This is a genomic window from bacterium (assembly GCA_024228115.1).
Taxonomy (GTDB): Bacteria; Myxococcota_A; UBA9160; order UBA9160; family UBA6930.
The window spans coordinates 42672-58657 of sequence record JAAETT010000151.1 but is presented as its reverse complement, the minus strand read 5'-3'; the positions used below and the strand labels follow the sequence as shown (position 1 = coordinate 58657).

Annotated in this window: 13 protein-coding genes; 7 read left to right on the top strand and 6 right to left on the bottom strand. The window is 64.7% G+C overall.

All coding sequences use genetic code 11. The features are described 5' to 3' along the window. Nucleotides 1-133: 133 nt before the first annotated feature. Complete coding sequence (locus tag GY937_07545; GenBank protein MCP5056569.1) at nucleotides 134-943, bottom strand: SpoIIE family protein phosphatase; 810 nt, start codon at nucleotides 941-943, stop codon at nucleotides 134-136. Nucleotides 944-1048: 105 nt separating this feature from the next. Between GY937_07545 and GY937_07540 the strand changes: the two genes are divergently transcribed. Further along, entirely contained in the window at nucleotides 1049-1687 is a 639-nt protein-coding gene (locus tag GY937_07540; protein MCP5056568.1) for a hypothetical protein, read from the top strand. 10 nt (nucleotides 1688-1697) lie between these two features. Here GY937_07540 and GY937_07535 read toward each other — a convergent pair whose 3' ends face one another. After that, nucleotides 1698-2615 (bottom strand): acyl-CoA desaturase, encoded by a 918-nt coding sequence (locus GY937_07535; GenBank protein MCP5056567.1) that lies wholly within the window; start codon nucleotides 2613-2615, stop codon nucleotides 1698-1700. A 176-nt stretch (nucleotides 2616-2791) separates the two neighbouring features. Here GY937_07535 and GY937_07530 point away from each other — a divergent pair, with 176 nt between their 5' ends. Continuing rightward, entirely contained in the window at nucleotides 2792-3637 is an 846-nt protein-coding gene (locus tag GY937_07530; protein ID MCP5056566.1) for a phytanoyl-CoA dioxygenase family protein, read from the top strand. A gap of 37 nt (nucleotides 3638-3674) precedes the next feature. Here GY937_07530 and thrH read toward each other — a convergent pair whose 3' ends face one another. Next, nucleotides 3675-4289 (bottom strand): bifunctional phosphoserine phosphatase/homoserine phosphotransferase ThrH, encoded by a 615-nt coding sequence (gene thrH, locus GY937_07525; protein MCP5056565.1) that lies wholly within the window; start codon nucleotides 4287-4289, stop codon nucleotides 3675-3677. A gap of 21 nt (nucleotides 4290-4310) precedes the next feature. Then, on the bottom strand, nucleotides 4311-5852 hold the full coding sequence (locus GY937_07520) for a long-chain-fatty-acid--CoA ligase (protein MCP5056564.1): 1542 nt from the start codon (nucleotides 5850-5852) through the stop codon (nucleotides 4311-4313). Nucleotides 5853-5901: 49 nt separating this feature from the next. Between GY937_07520 and GY937_07515 the strand changes: the two genes are divergently transcribed. Continuing rightward, on the top strand, nucleotides 5902-6684 hold the full coding sequence (locus tag GY937_07515) for an undecaprenyl-diphosphate phosphatase (GenBank protein ID MCP5056563.1): 783 nt from the start codon (nucleotides 5902-5904) through the stop codon (nucleotides 6682-6684). A 31-nt stretch (nucleotides 6685-6715) separates the two neighbouring features. Here GY937_07515 and GY937_07510 read toward each other — a convergent pair whose 3' ends face one another. After that, complete coding sequence (locus GY937_07510) at nucleotides 6716-8092, bottom strand: sigma-70 family RNA polymerase sigma factor (GenBank protein MCP5056562.1); 1377 nt, start codon at nucleotides 8090-8092, stop codon at nucleotides 6716-6718. A 461-nt stretch (nucleotides 8093-8553) separates the two neighbouring features. Beyond that, nucleotides 8554-8961, bottom strand: coding sequence for a hypothetical protein (locus GY937_07505; protein ID MCP5056561.1), 408 nt, complete (start codon nucleotides 8959-8961; stop codon nucleotides 8554-8556). A 125-nt stretch (nucleotides 8962-9086) separates the two neighbouring features. Here GY937_07505 and GY937_07500 point away from each other — a divergent pair, with 125 nt between their 5' ends. The 4 genes from GY937_07500 (at nucleotide 9087) to GY937_07485 (ending at nucleotide 15861) form a co-directional block, all read left to right on the top strand. After that, a complete protein-coding gene (locus GY937_07500; protein MCP5056560.1) occupies nucleotides 9087-9752 on the top strand; it encodes a TetR/AcrR family transcriptional regulator in 666 nt (221 codons plus the stop codon). Next, nucleotides 9749-10936: an efflux RND transporter periplasmic adaptor subunit gene (locus tag GY937_07495; GenBank protein MCP5056559.1), complete on the top strand. Its 1188-nt coding sequence runs from the start codon at nucleotides 9749-9751 to the stop codon at nucleotides 10934-10936. Before GY937_07500 ends, GY937_07495 begins: the two co-directional genes overlap by 4 nt. Further along, nucleotides 10933-14115, top strand: coding sequence for an efflux RND transporter permease subunit (locus tag GY937_07490; protein MCP5056558.1), 3183 nt, complete (start codon nucleotides 10933-10935; stop codon nucleotides 14113-14115). Before GY937_07495 ends, GY937_07490 begins: the two co-directional genes overlap by 4 nt. A gap of 186 nt (nucleotides 14116-14301) precedes the next feature. Continuing rightward, on the top strand, nucleotides 14302-15861 hold the full coding sequence (locus GY937_07485; protein ID MCP5056557.1) for a DUF4388 domain-containing protein: 1560 nt from the start codon (nucleotides 14302-14304) through the stop codon (nucleotides 15859-15861). Nucleotides 15862-15986: the final 125 nt, after the last annotated feature.

Genomic DNA, 15986 nt, shown 5'->3' with positions numbered 1-15986 from the left:
TGACAGTCTGTGCGGTAGTATCCGGCTTCATGAAGGGGCCCTTGTTGAGGGGAAACGCGTGTCGCAACACGTTTCTACCGCAACTGGGGCCTTCTTCAATTCAGGAACGCGACTTCTTCATGAATTATTCGGGCTAGAGCCCGACCCAGGCTACCGCAGCGGCCACGTTGTCCCCTGCGCGCTGGCGTCGGTGGGCGTCACAGGCGCGCTCGCAGATGTCACGGGCCAGGCCCATGGCGCGCATTTCGGCGGGCAGTTCGGCAGCCGCGGTGACGGCTTCCCCGATGGCCCAGGCCGGATCCTCGACCCCGATTCCCTGCTCGCTCAGGCCATCCGTGACGCACACGACTGCGAGGGCGTCGGCCAAATCGTGACGGCCGAGTTGGCAGCGGGTGTGAAGCGTGTCTGGAGTCTCCTTGCGTGAACCCAGGAAGGGCGTCGGTCGCCCAGGTCGGGCGCCGAGTTCGTGAACCCCGCCACGGGTGGCGACGAACAAGTGGCTGTCGCCCACACACGCATAGAGCAGGTCGCGGCTCTCCGGGCGAACCAGGGTCGCCACCAAGGTGGTTTCTGACTCGAGATTGAGGCCTTCGGCGCGTTCGCGCAGGATGTCCAGGTTCGCGTCACAAAGGGCGGCCAGGGCGTGGCGGCTCCAGCCCGTGTGGAAATCCGCGTCGGCTTCGGTCCATTGGGGTGCCGGAAAGGCCAGCAAGTGCTCCACGACCACTTCGGAGGCCTCGAAGCCCGAGTGGCCGTCGGCCACGACGAGGAAGGCGCCACCTGGCCCCTGAAGGAAGCCGGCGACATCCTCATTGGGATCCGTGTGCAGATAGCCTTTAGGGGCGCCGCCCCGGGAGTTCGCGATGGCGATGGGCCCTTCCGCGACGACGTCCACCACACCGATGCGGGTATGCTCACGACCGCGCAGGACAGCAGACGTCATGGCCGCCGAGTATACTCACCCGGCGTCCGCGGGGAGGAGCCCCGGGTGCATCGCTGAGAGGTTTCGTCGCCCCTTCGTGGGAAGAAGGCGGGAGTCGTTCGTTCCATGGATTGGGTCAGGCCGGTCTGCCATGAGCTCGGAAATCTGCTGGCCGGCGTCCAGCTATCGGGCCACTTTCTTGGCGATCCGCTGCCGGTTCAAGACCGGCGCCGGATTGCCCACGAGGTGCAGCTGCTGGGTGCCCAGGCCGGCGCCTGGGTATCGCTGATCCGACCGCTTCGTATGCAGAAGCTCCTGCTCGGTCGTGTCGCCTCCTCCGAGGTGTTGGCGGCTCTTCGTCGGAGAGTGGAAGAGCTGCTCTTTCGCCCCGAGCAGTTGAAGGCACTCAAGGGCAATCGGCTCTCGGATGTGCGGATCGATGTCGATACGGTCCACCAGCTGCTGACTCTTCTTGTAGCCGGTGCCCTGGCCAACGGCGGATCCGAGATCCGCATCAAGCTCGAAGCCCGAGAGCAGGCCCGCCATCTCGTGTTGATCCTCAGCGATTCGGGGCCACCCCTGGCCCCGTTTGGCCCCGGGCCGGCCCCGCGAGGGCGTGAGTTGGCTTTGCAGGTTGGCGACGTCGTGTTGCGTGCTGGGGGAGGGCGTCTGGAGGTCATCCCGCGCAAGCGAGGGAGTCGGGTCGAACTCTACCTGCCTCGGGTTTCGCGCCGGATGCCCAGGAACGCTGCGACGGCTCGCTAGGCGGTCTTCTCTACGCGGCCCGGGCGAGGCGAGTCTTGCCAGGACGGCCTTGTTTGACGGCTTCGGTCGGCTCCCGGAGGTCCCAGACGAGCCCGACCCAGGAGAGCGCCTTCAGGACGTACCAGGTGACGTCGATTTCCCACCAGAAGAAGCCATTGCGCGCTGCCGCCTGGTAGTAGTGGTGGTTGTTATGCCACCCCTCGCCGCAGGTGAAGAGCGCGATCCACAGGTTGTTTCGGCTGGTATCGCCGGTTTCGTAGCGACGCTTTCCCCAGAGGTGGGCCAGGGAGTTGACCGAGTAGGTCGCGTGCCAGAGCAAGGTGGTCGATACGGCGAAGCCCCATACGACGCCGGGCAGGCCCGCGATCAGCGCGCAGAGGATTCCCAGGGTGAGCGGCGGAACCCAGTGATTCCGGTTCAGCCAGACCAGCTCCGGGTAACGTGCGAAATCCTTGATCACATCCTCGGGAGTTCCCTCCCAGCGCGTGTCGAAGATCCAGCCCTGGTGGGAGTGGTACCAGCCATGCTTCGGGCTATGAGGGTCGCCCTCCTGATCCGAGAAGCGGTGGTGTCGACGATGGTTTCCCGCCCACCAGAGGGGGCCCTTCTGGGTTGCAGAGCAGCCGATCCAGGCGATCACGAATTGGAAGATGCGGCCTGTCTTGTAGCTCTTGTGCGAGAAATAGCGGTGATAGGCGCCGGTGATCCCGAGCACCCGCACGAAATACGTGACAACGCAAAGCAACACGGCGGGAAGTGGTGCGCCTACGACGAGGACGAGCAGGCAAGCTGCGTGGATGCCCCAATAGATCACCCGGGCGACGGCGCCGGTGCGGGTCAGCCAGCCGTCCGATTCTTCGTAGTTCTGGTGGTAGGCTCGCGAGGGCTCGGGCTTCGGCTGTTTCGATGACGCTGCTCGGCTTGCCATGCTTCCCTCCAGGATTGCGCGACCGCGAGGATAAGTGTTGTTTCGGCCCTCGATGAGCCGGGCCTGTGAAACTTGCGTAAATCCGTGGCTCCGGCTCTGGAGGGCGGCTCAACCCATGGGGCGATGGGCCCAGGTGCTGGCGGGGATTCCCGCCATCGCTCACACTCCCATCCGCCATGGCGAACGACACCGCGAATTCCGAACAGATGACCTACGGCCTCACGCCTGCAGAGCGACGAGCCTGGGAGGAGGACGGCTTCTTCTGTCGCCCGTCGCTATTCGGTTCGAGTGAGATCGATGCTCTCCGGACGGCTGCCGAAGCCGTCGTGAAGCAGGCCGAGGCGTGTGTTTCCGCCAGCCTCGACCACTACGTGATCGACGGCAACGAGTATGTGGAGGTGCCCGCCCTGGGTGAAGGCGCGACCGTTCAGCTCGAGCACGCACCGGAGTCCCGGACGATCCGGGTGATCGAGCCCTTTCATGGCCTGCATCCGGTCTTCGACGAACTCGTCGATGATGCTCGTATCGTTCAGCCGATCTGCGAACTCGTGGGAACGGAAGAGGTCGCCCTCTTTTCCGACAAGATGAACTTGAAGCGCCCGCAGGAGGGCTCGCGTTTCGATTGGCATCAGGATTCGCCCTATTGGGCGCATTTCTGCGAGCACCTGGACCAGTTGCCCAACGTGATGATCACCCTCGATGATGCGGACGAGGAGAATGGCTGCTTTCGCGTCGTCCGCGGCAGCCACAAGAAGGGCTGCCTTCCGGGACGTACCGGCGATGGAACCCTCGGGCCTCTCTTTACCCATCCGGACCACTTCGATGAGGGGGATCAAGTGCTGATCCGCGTTCCTGCGGGCTCGCTGGTCTTTTTCAGCCCTCACACGGTGCACGGTTCTCGTCCCAACCGCTCCGACCGCGCACGCCGGGCTCTGGTGCTGACCTATCAGCCCTCAGGTCTCCGGATGTTCAAGGCGGATCGGGTGCGGAGCGCCGGGGATGCGAGAGGTGCGAACGGCTAGCTCGGTCCATGCATGGCGGATCCGCCGATGCGGGGCGTCAGGTCTCGATCGCTTTCGCCGCCTCGTCGAAGGCAGCCGCGAGTTCGTCGTAGCCGTGGCAGACGGGGAATTGGGGGAACTCGCGGATCACGTTCTCCGGGGGCCGAAAGAGGATCCCACGGTCGGCTTCGCCTAGCATCGTGGTGTCGTTGTACGAATCGCCCGCCGCGATCGTCTTGAAATTCAGCGACCGGAAGGCCATCACCGCCTTGCGCTTCGGGTCCTGTTGACGCAGGTGGTAGTCCGCGATCTTTCCGGCGCCATCGATTTCGAGATCGTGACAGAAGAGGGTGGGCCATCCCAGTTGCCGCATCAGGGGTTTGGCGAACTGGTAGAACGTGTCCGAGAGGATCACGACCTGCATGCGCGCACGTAGCTCGTCCAGGAAATCACGGGCGCCGGCCATGGGTGTGAGGGCCGCGATCACCTCCTGGATGTCGGCGATTCCGAGATCGTTCTTCTCCAGGATGCTGAGCCGTCGGGTCATCAGCTCGTCATAGTCCGGGATGTCGCGGGTCGTGAGACGCAGTTCCTCGATACCCGTACGCTCGGCCACACCAATCCAGATTTCAGGGACGAGGACCCCTTCCAGGTCCAGGCAGGCGATGATCATGGGTTCGTCCGGTTCCTCTTCCTACTGGGGTGCCGGTCCGGGAAATTGCTCGCGCAGGAGCCGCTTCAGGATCTTCCCGGTCGGGTTGCGTGGGATCTCGTCGATGAAGTGCACGACTCTGGGTTGCTTGAAGCGGGCCAGTCTGGTCTGACAGAACTGGATGACGTCATCCTCTGTGACCTCGGTACCCGGTCGGCGAACCACGATGGCGGCCACGGATTCTCCCCATTTCGGAGACGGCATGCCAATCACAGCGACGTCGGCCACGCCCGGATGAGCGGAGAGCGCGTTCTCGACCTCAGCCGGGTAGATGTTCTCACCGCCGGAGATGATCATGTCCTTCTTGCGATCCTGGATGTAGACGAATCCGTCCTCGTCCATCGATGCCAGATCGCCGGAATAGAGCCAGCCGTCCCGAAGGGTCTCGGCGGTCGCGTCGGGCCGGTTCCAGTACTCCTTCATGATGTGGCGGCCGCGAACGATCACTTCGCCGATCTTCCCGGGCGGTACGTCCTGGCCCTGCTCATCGACGACGCGCACATCGGTGTGGAGGAATGCCGGGCCGGTCGAACCGGCTTTCGAGATGGCGGCCTCCGGGCTGATCAGGCAGGCCGGGCCGCCAGTCTCGGTCAACCCGTAGACCTGATGGATTTCGATTCCCATGGCCGCGTAGGCTTCGATCAACGGCACGGGCACGGGCGCGGCACCGGACATGATCCAGCGCAAGGTCGTGCGGTCGTGTTCTTCGTGATTGTCGGCAGCGAGCATCAAGCGAAGCATGGCCGGAACGGCGAGCGCGGTGGTCACCCGCTCGCGCTCGATCACCGGGAAGACCTGCGAGGGGTCGAAGGCGCGCATCAAGACGATGGCGCTGCCACGGTGGATGCCCGCGGTGAGCGGCCCCAGTGCGCCGACGTGGAAGAGCGGCAACATCTGCAGGTAGCGATCGCCGTGGCGGTTGTCCGCCGTCATGTTGATCGTCAACGAGGCCCACGTGACGCTCGAGTGGGTGTGGACGACGCCCTTCGGCTGCCCCGTGGTGCCGGACGTGTACATGATGAAGAGGATGTCATCGCCCTCGGCAGCGATATCCGGTTCTTCATCGCTTGCCGCCGCAGTGAGCGTGTCGTAGTCATCGGCGAAGTCCGGGGTGTCGCTGGCCGCACCGACACGGATCCAGCTCGAGATCGGCGTGTCCCGCTCCAGCAGCTCCGCGACCGGCTCGTCGAACTCGCCGTCGAAGAGCAGGACCTTGGAGCCCGAGTCACTGAGGATGAAGGTGAGCTCCTCCGGGACGAGTCGCCAATTGAGCGGAACCATGACGGCACCGATTTTCGCGATCCCGAAATAGCTCTCGATGTACTCGGCGCCATTCATCATCAGCAGCGCCACCCGATCGCCAGGCCGTACGCCCTTTTCCAGAAGGGCGTGGGCGATGCGATTGGCGCGGGCGTTCAGCTCGCTGTACAGGAACCTGCGGCCTCGCTCGATCTCGATCAGGGCCTCGAGATCGGGCCCGAGGGCCGCACGTTTTGCCAGGAAGAGTCCGAGATTCTCACGCATCAGGGGATTAAACTCCGTTCGGTCGAAGAGGGGAAGGGGGCAGCGTCAAATGGGACCGCTCGAGGCGGCGTGGCTGGGGATCGTGCAGGGGCTGACCGAGTTCTTCCCTGTTTCGAGCTCGGGCCACCTGGTCATCGCGGAGACTCTGCTGGGCCACATCGGTGAGGGCGTGCTCTTCGAGATCGCCGTCCACGTGGGCACTCTGGTGGCGATCCTCGCGTTCTACCGCGAGCGGATCGTGGGCCTGCTCGTCGGCCTCCGCGCGCGAGAAGCGGAGGCCTGGCGCTACGCGGGGAAGCTCGTTCTGGCCACCCTTCCCGCCGTGGTCGCCGGGCTTACCGCCAAGCCGTTCATCGAATCCCTGTTCGGTGAGCCCCGGCTGATCGTGCTGACGCTTCTGGCGACCGGCGCCCTGCTGCTCACGATTCGCCGCACCCAGCCTCACGCCCGCGCCGAGGTGCCGAGCTGGTCTCAGGCTTTCTGGATCGGCTGCGCACAGATGCTGGCGATCGCGCCCGGAATCTCGCGGAGCGGATCGACCTTGGCGGCGGCGCTCGCCCTGGGCGTGGCACCTCTGGCGGCGACCGAGTTCTCATTCCTGATGGCCGTTGCCGCCATCACCGGTGCGGCCGTTCTGGCGATCCCCGATGCAAGTGCGGCAGATTCGGCAACGCTCATCGCCTGTGGCATCGGAGCCGTGGCGGCGGCCGTATCAGGTTTGTTTGCACTGCGTGCGTTCGTGCGCCTTCTGGAGCGCCAACGCTTCCATCTCTTCGCGTACTACTGCTTCGCGGCCGCATTGGCGTTCGCCGCCTACCTGAGCCTCCGCTGATCCCACCAGAGGGGACGCACCTCCGCCGCGATCAGGGTTCGAGGATGGGATGGAGCCGCTGGGCGGGTGTGGTGTCCCGCAGCTTCTTGAGGGCGCGGGCCTCCAGTTGGCGGACCCGTTCTCGGGAGAGCCCCAGGTTCTGGCCGATCTGTTCGAGGGTGTGCTCCTCTTCGCTGCCCAGGCCGTAGCGCAGGCGCAGGATCAGCTGCTCGCGGTGGGAGAGGGCGCCGATCAGGTGCCCGACGCCGGAGCGCATGCGGTCGTCGTCGATCCCACCGTCCGGAAAGCATGCGCCCGCATCCGGGACGAAATCTTCCAGCCGCTTCTCCGTGCCGGCGACCGAGGACTCGAGAGAGATCGCCTCCCGGCTCAACCGGTCGAGGGCTTCGAGGGCCTGGGTATCGGTCTCGAGGGCAGGTGCCAGCTCTGCCGGCGTGGGCTCCCGGCCCAGCTTGCTGGTCAGCTCGGCCTTGATCCTCTGGCTGCGCTGCAAGCGGTCGTGCACGTGGGAGGGCAGGCGGATCGTCCTCGAATGGTTCTGGATGGCGCGCACGAGGGCCTGGCGGATCCACCAGACAGCGTAGGTGGAGAACTTGAAGCCTCGGCGATGGTCGAACTTCTCGACGGCACGGATCAGGCCCAGGTTGCCTTCCTGGATCAAGTCCGGAAAGGAGAGGCCCAGATTGCGGTAGTCCTTCGCGATCGCGACGACGAGCTTCAGGTTGTGCTCGATGAAGCGATTCTTCACCGCGGTGAGCCGATCCTGAGCGGCTTCGACATCGTTCCAGCACGCGCCGAACGCGACCTTGCCGTGGCCGGCGTGGGTTTCGAGCTCCTTCAAACGTCGGCTGCCCTTGCGCGCACGGCGGAGTTCCCGGCCGAGGCTCCGGACCTGCTCTCGCAGTTCGGAGAGCACCGCAAGAGAGAGCTTGGCGTTGTGCATCTCGTTGGCGATCCCGTTGTTGGCACGGCTCCACTGGGCCTTGGGCGAGCGGGTATTCAGGCCGTCGCGGCGTTTCACGTGTCGGCGCAGCCGATTGATCGCGCCCTCGACGCGCGTGGCGATCTCGCCGGTGTCCTCATCCCCTGCGGACTCGGAGAGCTTCGCGCCGGTATGGGACATGGCACGAAGCGTGTCCCAACGCTCGACAACATGCCGTGCGCAGGCGGGAATTGCGTAGAGCGCGTCGCGCAGCTGGCTCGTTGCGGCCTCGAGCTCCTTGGCGAGCACGACCTCTTCTTCGCGCTTCAGCGTTCGAGTGCCGCCGATATCCTGGAAGTACGATTCCAGGGGCCGCCGGTCTCGTGCGCCTTCATGATCTTCGACGGAGGGGGCGGGCTTCGCACCCTTCGCCGCCGGGGCGGGTTGGGTCGGCGTGGTGGCTTCGGCTCGCATGGGCTGGTCCAAGGTCACTGGCTCCTTGCTGATTTGAGGGCGGCGGGTTGAAGAAGAAAGGTCCGTGGAAGTCGTGGGGTAGGTCGACCGCGAAGCGCGGAGGCGGCGTCGATCGCTCGACATGCCTCCGGCACGGGTCAGAGTGCGGCGGGCGTTCGCGGCGCCCGGCCGAGCCGTCTCGAACTCACGCAGAGTCCTCGCATCGGGTGGGACCCGGTCGGGAGGGATCGTTGAGGGCGGGGGGGATCAACTCGGTTCTCTTGATTTCTGGACGGGGCTCGCAGAATGCTCACCCGCGGGGAGAATGACTCCAAGTCTGGTGCGCTAACCGGTCCGATATCTTCTTACGTCTCCACTTGCATTTCCAGAACTTTCTTCGACACCGGAGTCAATTTCCGTCCCGCGGGGGTTCGGGGCTACACGGAAGTTCCCCCATCGGATTCGCAGCTTCGCAACCAACTAGTTGAAATCACTCAAGGACTGACGAAGATGATTTCGAGTCCCAGATCCGCGACGCGAAACGGCACCGAGGCAAAACGGGCAGACAGTGCCCGCGAGCGCCCCACCCTGATTCCCGAGAATGGGAGTCGGCCGCTCATCTGGGCGCCGTCGGGCCCATACAGGATCACGCGTAGCAGGCCCTGTTCGATCGTTCGGGAGGTGCCATTCGTCAGGGAGAAATCGATCCGCAGGGCGTCTCCCGTTCGTTCGACATCGCCCAGCCGCCAGGTGAGGTCGCCGCTTCGCTGGTAGTCCGAGCGGCTGAGAGGCGCGCCATGGCTCCTCTCATCGAGCGTTTCCACGGGTAAGTAGGCCGTCCCGCAACCCAGCAGGACGAGGCCGAGGAGCCATTTCAGCGCGGTCGTTCCCAGGCGCGGCATGACGCCATCCTACCCCCGATGCTCGACTGGAATCGGCCAAGATCGGGGTCGGCGAAGTTGGCATTTGATGGCCGGATAGAGTAGTACTGACCAGTCAGTACCTGCTCGCGCCCTGAGCACGCTGTTTGCCCGCTTCGAATCGTCAACCCCATTCGTCTTCGCGGCCCGGGCCCGATGCGCGCCGAGAGCAGATCCTGCGCGGGGCCCGGGAGGCGTGCCTCGAGCGCGGTCTCGCCGCCGTGCGAATGGAACAGATCGCCGCTCATGCCCATGTCTCCAAGGGCACGCTCTACAACCATTTCGAGAGCCGGGAGGATCTGCTCCTCGCGATGCTGGAAGACCGGCTCCAGGCCGGAACCGAAATCGTCGCAGGCGCGGTCGAGGCCGAGCCTGATCCGGCCCGCTCTCTCGATCGCCGAATCGACGCGCTGATCCAGATGATTGGATTCCAGGCGCCGACGGCACCGCTGCTCTTTCAGGGGTGGGGTTTGGTGGCAGACGCGCCGGCCCTCGAACAGCGGTTCAAGCAAGCGCTGCGCGGTTTCTTCGAGTTGTGGGCGTCGTCGACGCGAGAGGCCCTGGAAGCCGGTCAGGCAACCGGGGCTTTCCGCCGCGATGCGGACATCGATGCTTTTACCGCAGCGCTACTTGCCCTGGTTTCGGGCTCGATCTTTCGGGGCAGCGTCGATCCCGAGGCTGTCGAGGCCACTGCCCTTCGCGCTGCGTTCGATGCACTGCTGAACGATCGCCTTCGTCTCCCTCCCGTTGCCGCTTCTGGAGAGTTTCAATGAACGATTCCGCGAATTCCGAACTGGCCAGTGGACGAGCGCGATGGATCTTCCTCGCCACCGCCGCGCTCCTCCTTGTCGGGACCTTCGCGTTGTACAGCTTCGCGCCCGAGCTTCAACGGGAAGCTGCGGCTGGCGCCGAAGCCACCGCCGTACGGGTCGGCACCTGGACGATCGAGGCACGGCCGTTGGTCCGGACGACGCGCCTCTCCGGTGTGATCGAGGCCCGACGCAGGGTCGAACTCTTTGCCGAAGTTGGCGGCCGGGTCATCGAACTCGGGGCGGAGGATCTCGAGGCGGTCGAGGCTGGCCAGTTGCTCGTCAAGATGGATCCACTCCTTGCCGAGGTTGCGGTCGAACGATCTCGCGCAGCCGTGGCACGGGCCGAGAGCCAGCTTTCCCTGGCGGAGAGCGAGCGCGCCCGATTCGAAAGCCTGGCAACCCGGGATGCCGCCAGCGCGTCGCGACGTGACCAGGCCGTGAACGGCCAGAAGGTGGCGGCCGCCAATCTTCGCGAGGCCCGCGCCAACCTCTCCGAAGCCCGCGACCAGCTGGCGAAGAAGACCCTTCACGCGCCCTTCGCCGGCGCGCTCCAGGGCTTTCCGGTCGAGAACGGGGAGGTGCTTCAGCCCGGCGAATCGGTCGGCGAGTTGTTGGATCTCTCTACCGCGCGGCTTGCACTCGGCGTGACCGACCGGGAGATCGTGGCCTTGCAGGCAGGAGCGAGCGTGACGGTCAGCCTCGAGGCCTACCCCGGGGAGACCCTCGAAGGACGTATCCTCCACGTGGGTGCGGCGGCGGATACGACCAGTCGCAAGTTCCCCATCGAGGTCGAGATCGACAATCCCGACCAGCGGATCCTGCCGGGTATGGTGGCGAGAGTGGATTTGAAGCTAGGCGAGCCGAGACCGGTTCGGCTCGTACCGCGAGAGGCCACCCTCGACCAGTTCGGGGTGCGCCTCGTGTACGTGATCGAGTCCGGCGAGAAGGGCCCCGTCGCCCGGCAGCGTCGAATCGAAGTGCGCGACATCCCCTTCCGGCCGGAAGACCTGGAGATCGTCTCGGGGTTGGAGGACGGCGAGCAGATCGTGACGACCGGCCTCGGAGAGCTACGCGAGGGTCTGGTCGTGAAACCGAGAAAGCCGCTGGCCACCCCCGGTGAAAAAGGCGTCGGGGCGCAGAGATGAGCCTTCCCGAGTTCTCGGTTCGCCAGGTCGTCCTGGTGAACATCCTCTTCGTGATGGTGATCGGCGCGGGCCTGTTCGCCTTCGTCGGCATTCCCGTCGAGGTGTTCCCGGACATCTCCTTCAATACGGCGATCGTGAATACGGTCTGGCCGGGTGCCTCTGCTGACGAGATCGAACGGCTGGTGACGACCAAGCTCGAAGAGGAAATCCAGGAGGTGGCCGGCATCAAGGATCTCACCAGCTCGTCGCTGGCGGGAGTCTCCTCGATCGACGTCGAATGGGACGAATCCCTCTCGGCGATCCAGCAAGAGAGCTCACTGAACGAATTGCGCGCCGCTATCGACCGGGTCAATGATCTGCCAGGGGAGGCCGAGAAACCAGTCGTCTTCGAACTCTCGGTTCACGAAGTGCGGCCTTCGTGCATGGTCGCCGTCTCCGATGTCGGGGGAGTTGGCGAGTACACCCTTCGCGAGGTGTCGCGAGACCTCGAGATCCGCCTCGAGCGGATTCCGGGCGTGCGGAAGACCGTTCCCCGCGGCGATCGGGATCGCGAGCTGCGCGTCTACGTGGATCGACAGCGGGCACTCCAGGCGAATCTCACGCTTCCCGAGATCAACGCGGTGATTCGTGCGAACAACCAGAACATTCCGGCCGGTAGTTTCGTCAACGACGCGTCAGATGAGATCACCGTGCGGGGCCTCGGCAATTTCTCCACGCCAGAATCCCTGGCCGCGACGGTCATCAAGAAGGATGTCCGGGGGCGCCACATCACGCTGGGCGAGATCGCCACGGTCGAAGGGGGCTTCGAGAGCCGACGCTTGTTCGGACGCTACAACGGAGACCCGGCCATTCATCTCGGTGTAGCCCAGGAGAGCGGTGTCGACGTCCGGGAACTGGTGGCCCGCGTCCACCAACTGGTGGACGAAGCGAATCAGGGACTTCCGCCCGGCGTCGAGGCGACCGTCACGTGGGATAGCTCGACCTACATCGAATCCCGCATGGCCCTGCTCCAATCCAATCTGTTGATCGGTGTGATGGCCGTGGTCGCCGTGCTCTGGTTCACGGTCGGTTTTCGCAACGCGCTGCTGGCGATCCTGGCCGTCCCGTTCTCGTTCTTGTTCGCGCTCTATGCCTTTCCCTACATGGGGATGAGCTTGAACAGCCTGACGCTGATCGGCTTCATCATGGTCTCGGGGATGTTGGTCGACCACGCGATCATCATCATCGAGAACATCTATCGACACGTGGAGGAAGGTTTCGAAGTCCGTACCGCCATCATCGAGGGTACCCGGCAGGTCATGTGGCCGGTCATCGCAACGGTGGCCACCACGCTCGCGGCGTTCCTGCCGATGCTTCTCGTCTCCGGCACATCCGGTGAGTTCTTCTCCCTGCTACCGAAGGCCGTGATCGTCACGTTGGTGGGATCCCTTTTCGAGGCGCTGATCATCCTGCCGGCCCACTACCTGGATTGGGGCAGCACGACCGCAGCCGGTACCACCGACGATGCAGGAGAAGGGGGCTTCGTGGCGCTCTCCCACCGTGCGCGGGCCTCCGTGGATGGCTTCCTCATGCGTTCGCGAGACTCCTACCTGCGCGCCCTCGAACCCGTGCTGCGCTATCGCGGCAGCTTCTTCCTGGTGTGCTGTGCGGCGCTTGCATTCTCGTGTGGGCTCACCCAGCACGTCCCGATCGACCTCTTCAAGTCCGATTTCAACCAGTTCTATATTACGACCGATGGCCCCATCGATGCCGGAGTCGATCAGACCTCCGAATCGATCACAGCGATCGACGCTGCCCTCTCGGAGTTCGGCGCTGAGATCACCGACTACCTGTCCTATGCGGGCATGAAGATGTCGGCGGATGGTGGGCCGCAGACCGGCACCAACTACGGCGCTTTCTACATCCAGTTTCCGGATACCAGCGAGAACGTGGCCCACCCGGAGCGCATCTTCGAGCGGGTGCGTAGCCGTGTCGAGGAGACGATGGAAAGCAGCCCCGGCATCGAGAAGGTCTTCGTCTTCGCTCCCAGGAATGGGCCGCCGGTCGGCAAACCCGTCGCCATTCGCGTCTTTGCCGATGACTACGCGCTGGCCAAACGGGTTGCGGCCGAACTCAAGGCCGATCTCGCGACGATTCCTGGCGTCTTCAACATCGAGGACAACCTGCCCATCGGTCCGCGAGAGTTACGCGTGCGGTTGGATGAGCATCGCGCATCGCTTCACGGCTTGACGTTCCAGGATGTGGGGATCGCGCTGCGCGCAGCGAACGATGGGCTCGTTCCCTCCACGTTCAAGGATCCGGCCTCCGATGAGGATGTGGATATCCGGGTCATGTATCCGAAGGCGCAGCGCAGCAGCATTGCCGATCTGCTCGACGTGGAGATCCGTTCTCCTGCAGGGCATACCGTTAAGCTCGGCGACGTGGCACGCATCGAAGTCGAGCGCAGCTATCAATCGCTCTATCACTACGACGCCCGCCGGGCGGTGGTCGTGTACGCCGAAGTCGACAAGTTGCAGGCGACGTCGGTTTCAGCGAACCGCGAGATGGCATCGCGCTTCGCCGATGCAAGCGTTCGCTGGCCTGGCGTTTCATTGGTCTTTGGCGGAGAGGCCCAGGAAACCGAGCGCAGCATCTCCGAACTCCTGGGCACGCTCTTCATCGCGTTGGTGGCCATCTACGCCATCCTGGCGACGCAATTCCGTTCCTACCTTCAGCCCGTCGTGGTGATGAGTGTGATCGCCTTTGCCTTCATCGGCGTCATCCTCGGCATGTTCGTGCTCGACTATCCGCTCACGATGTACGTCTTCTACGCGATGGTCGGGTTGGCGGGCATCGTCGTGAACGATTCGTTGGTGTTGATCGACTTCGTGAACCAGGGAAGGGCGCGCGGCCTCTCATCGCTCGATGCGGTGCGCGAATCCTGCAGCCTGCGCTTTCGCCCGATCCTGCTCACGACCGTGACGACGATCGCAGGGCTCTTTCCGATGGCAGTGGGATTGGGCGGCACCCATCCGGTGTATAGCCCGTTCGCCGCAGGCATCGTGTTCGGGCTCGCCGTTGCGAGTGGACTGACGCTCTTCACGGTTCCTGCGCTCTACCTGATGGTCGAAGGTGGGAAAGAACGTGTGACCCGACTGCGGATCCGTCAGGAACCGATGATCTTCCCAAGCGAAAGCTGATGGTGCCCCCAGCTGGGCCAGGCGGCCGGGGACAGACGCTTCACGGACCCACGCTGCTGCTGGTTGCTGTCGGTGAACCACCCGAGTGAGGATCGGGTGTTCCTGCTCCGGACGGGGTTCGACCGAGAAGAGCCACCACCGGGGAATTCTCCTGCAGGTGGCGCGCTGAGTGGCCGATGAGATGGCGTGTCCGAGCGTCCCATCCGCATCCTGATCGTAGAGGCCGCCCCGCCGCCGGAAGGTTACGACGAGGGCCTCGGTGCCGCCGGGTTTGCGACCGTCCGCGCAAGATCTCTTGATCCGGCTTTGGAGCTGCTGCGCGAAGATGCCTTCGATGTAGCCGTGCTGAGCCACCCCTTGCCCGGGAGCGACCTGATCTCCGGCTGTGCTGCACTTCGCGCGCCGCTCGAAGCACCGCCGCTGGTATTGCTCGATGCCACTGGCCAATCGGCGGAGCTGGAGCGTCTGATTCCGGCAGCCATGCAGCCAAGTCTGGTGTTACCTCGACAGGTCGACGTTGCGAAGCTGGCGGTGGAGATCCGGACGCTCCTCGATCAACCAGCTCCCCAACCCCAGCGCAGGCCCGATGCTTCCCTCGTGCTCTCCCGCGTCGTGATGAAGCTGCGCCAGAGCCGGGCCACCGGCGTGCTCGACGTTCGTGGCGAGGGCCGGCGAACCTTCATCCGTTTCCGGGACGGCCGCATCGTGATGGCCGAAGGCGGCTCGTTGCGGGAGAGCCTGGGCCGCATCCTGCTGCGCAAGGGCGAGCTTTCGGAGGACGACTACGTCCGGGTGATCGAACGCATGACCGAGCGTGTCTACGAGCATGAGCCCGTGCGAATGGGCGAGGTGCTCGTCGAGCTCGGGCTCTTCACACCTGAGGAAGTGTTCGTTGCGTTGCGCGAGCAACTGGGCGAGAAGATCGTCGCAAGCTTTCGGACCTACGTGAGCCACGAGTTCCGCGAAGAAGAGCCCGAAACCGAAGTAGGCGGTTTCGGCCTGCCCCAAGTAGAGGCGATCATCACGCATGCGCTTTCCGCGTATCTACCCGTGTCTGAAGCTCGCGCTGCCGTAGAAGCCGGGGTGGAGGGACTGCCGCGGCTGGCGGCGCCGCCCACGACCGTGGCGGCACGGCTGGAGCTCGATAGCGTGCAGGCCGCGCAGCTTGGAGCGGCGAACGGTGAGCGCAGCGTCGCCCAACTGCTCGAAACCGCGGACCCGCGGCTGCTGATTGCGCTCGAGATGACGGGCCAGCTCACCGCCGCCAAGCGCCAGCCGCAGTCGCAAGCCAAGGGCCCAGCATTGCGCCCGCCCCAGAGCCCCCAGAAAGCCGACCTGCCCCATGAGCCGTCGGAGAATGAACGGGCCCGAGCCCGGCTCGAGGCCGAACGAGCCTTCCGGCTGGGTCAGGAGCATCTGGAGGCGGAAAGGATCGCCGAGGCCCGGGAGAGTTTCGCACGCGCGATCGAGCTGGAGCCGCTCGAGGCCGAATACCACATGTACGAGACCTGGGCCGCCTATCGGGTCGCCCGGGTCGAGGTGCGCGTACAGCGCGCCAAGCTTACCGCCTGTGCCCGCAAGGTCGTCGAGGAAGACGGCACCTCTGCCCGCCCGCATACGATCCTCGGCCGCCTGGCTCTCGAGGAGGAGAACCGCGCGCTGGCCCGCAAAGAGTTCCAGCTGGCCCTGCTACGGGATCCTGAGGACCAGGATGCCAGATCCGGTCTCGAAGGGGTCGATGGCTGACCCAGTCGATCGTCTCGGCCTTTCGTCTGAATGGAGGCGAGCCGAAGTCTCGGTCGGGCCGCGCGACCGGCAAGTTCGCCCTAGCGATGACACGACGGAGCTTCCCAGGTTTGGCATGTTCCGCT